The 2,724-nt window shown below is 75.2% G+C and carries 1 protein-coding gene; it reads left to right on the forward strand.

Annotated elements, in window-relative coordinates; all coding sequences use genetic code 11:
• Positions 1–2,724: SDR family NAD(P)-dependent oxidoreductase (locus Acy02nite_RS45990; protein WP_203756668.1), on the forward strand; the 2,724-nt coding region annotated here is incomplete at both ends.

Raw genomic sequence — 2,724 nt, forward strand, 5'->3', positions numbered from 1 at the left:
TGCGGTGCCGCTGCTGCGGCGGGACCGGGACGAGGTCACGACGACCTTGAGCGCCCTGGCCCGGCTGTGGGCCAACGGCGTACCGGTCAAGTGGTCCTCGCTCTTCCCGGGGGTGAAACCGGCCGGCCTGGCCACCTATCCGTTCCAGCGCGAGCACTACTGGCTGCTGCCCGCGAACCCGTCCGCGACCGGTGAGGACGGCTTCTGGGACGCGGTCGAGCTGGGTGATCTCCCGAGTCTGGCCGCGGAGCTCGGCGTCGACCAGGAGGCGGTGGCCACGGTGCTGCCGGCGCTGTCGACGTGGCGGGCCCGAGGTCATGAACGGTCACGGATCGCCGGCTGGCGCTACCGCGTCACCTGGAAACCGGTGGCCGGCCCCACCCCCGGCACACCGACCGGCACGTGGCTGGCGGTCGGCACCGACGTGGACCTGCCCGGCGCCACCGTCATCCGCCTGGACAGCCTGGCCGATCTGCCGGAGCTCACCGAGCCGATCAGCGGTGTGGTCGCTCGCCCGGCCGGCGTGCACGAGGCGCTCACCCTGGTCCAGGCGGGGATCGACGCCCCGCTCTGGCTGCTCACCGGCGACACGACCGATCCGGAGAACGCCAAGATCTGGGGGCTCGGCCGTGTCGCGGCGCTGGAGCACCCGGACCGATGGGGTGGCCTGATCGAGGTGCCGGAGCGCCCCGATGCCCGGTCCACCATCCGTCTTGCCGCAATCCTGGCGGGCGGGCTCGGCGACGAGTCCGAGATCGCGGTCCGGGGAGCGGGCGTCCTGGTTCGGCGCCTCACCCCCGCGCCCTCGCGGTCCGGCCGGCCGTGGCAGCCGAGCGGGACACTTCTGATCACCGGTGGCACCGGCGGGCTGGGCCGGCAGGTCGCCCGCTGGGCGTCGGCGAACGGCGCGTCCCGGATCGTGCTGGTCTCCCGGCACGGCGGCACCACCGACATCCCGGGCGCCGAGGTCCGTACGTGCGACCTCACCGACCGGGCCGCCGTCACCGCCCTGATCCGCGAGTTCGACGACGAGCCGGAGCTGGCCGTCGTGCACGCCGCCGGTGTCCTGGACGACGGCCTGATCAGCGGGCTCGACGCCGCTCGCCTCGACACCGTGCTGGCCGGCAAGGCGGACGCCGCGCGACTGCTGCACGAGCTGACCATGGCCCGGCCGCTGACCGCGTTCGTGCTGTTCTCCTCGACCGCGGGGGTCTTCGGCAACCCGGGCCAGGCGAACTACGCCGCCGCCAACGCCGCCCTCGACGCCCTGGCCGAGCACCGGGCCACCCTCGGGCTGCCCGCCACCTCGATCGCCTGGGGGCCGTGGGCGGACGCCGGCATGATGGCCGGGCACGCCGCGTCGGCGCAGTTCCGCCGGACCGGACTCGCCCTGCTCCAGCCGGCCGACGCGCTCGCCGCGCTGGCCGATGCCGTCGCCGGTGGCGAACCCTCGGTGGTCGTCGCGGACGTCCGCTGGGACCGGTTCGCCGCCGAGCTGGGAGCGGTCCGGCCCGCTGCCATCCTCGCCGACCTGCCGCAGGTACTGGCGCGGGGCCGGGAGGTGACCGTCGAGGGGCGGCTGCCGCTCGCCGTGCGGCTGGCCGAGCTGCCCGTCGCGGAGGCGCATCGGACGGTGCTGTCCGAGGTGCGTGGGCTCACGGCCGCCGTGCTCGGTCACCGCTCGGCCGACGCGGTGCCGGCCGGGCGCTCGTTCCAGGAGCTCGGGTTCGACTCGCTGACCGCCATGGAGCTGCGCAACCGGGTGGTCGCGGCGACCGGGCTGACCCTGCCGGCCACGCTGGCCTTCGACTATCCGGACGCGGAACGGCTGACCGCGTACCTGCTCGATCGGCTCGTGGGCACGCTGCCCGCGGCGACCCCGGACGTACCGGTCGCCGTCACCACCGGCGATCCGCTCGTCATCGTGGGCATGGCCTGCCGTCTTCCCGGAGGTGCGGACACGCCCGAGGCGCTGTGGGAGCTGCTCGCGTCCGGCACCGACGCGATCGGCGCCTTCCCGGCCGACCGCGGCTGGGACCTCGACGCGATCTACCACCCGGACCCGGAGCACCCCGGCACGACCTACGCCCGCGAGGGCGGCTTCGTGGCCGGCGCGACCAATTTCGACGCGGCGCTGTTCGGCATCTCGCCGCGCGAGGCGCTCGCCATGGACCCGCAGCAGCGGCTGCTGCTGGAGACCTCGTGGGAGGCGTTCGAGCGGGCCGGCCTGGACCCGCTGTCGCTGCGCGGCGAGCGGATCGGCGTGTTCGCCGGCACCAACGGCCAGGACTACGTGGCGCTGCTCGACGAGGGGCAGGACGACGTGGCCGCCTCGGCCGGGCACATCGGCACCGGCAACGCGGCCAGCGTCCTGTCGGGCCGCGTCTCGTACACCTTCGGTCTCGAGGGGCCCGCGGTCACCGTCGACACGGCGTGCTCGTCGTCGCTGGTGGCGCTGCACCTGGCCGGCCAGGCGCTGCGCTCCGGCGAGTGCTCGATGGCGCTGGTCGGCGGCGTGACGGTGATGTCGACCCCGACCGCGTTCCTCGACTTCAGCCAGCAGCGCGGTCTGGCCGCGGACGGGCGGATCAAGGCGTTCGGCGCCGGGGCCGACGGCACCGCCTGGGGTGAGGGCGCCGGCGTGTTCCTGGTGGAGCGGCTCTCGACCGCCCGCGCCGCCGGCCGCCGGGTCCTGGCCGTCGTGCGGGGCACGGCGGTCAACCA

This window comes from Actinoplanes cyaneus (assembly GCF_016862095.1).
GTDB lineage: Bacteria > Actinomycetota > Actinomycetes > Mycobacteriales > Micromonosporaceae > Actinoplanes > Actinoplanes cyaneus.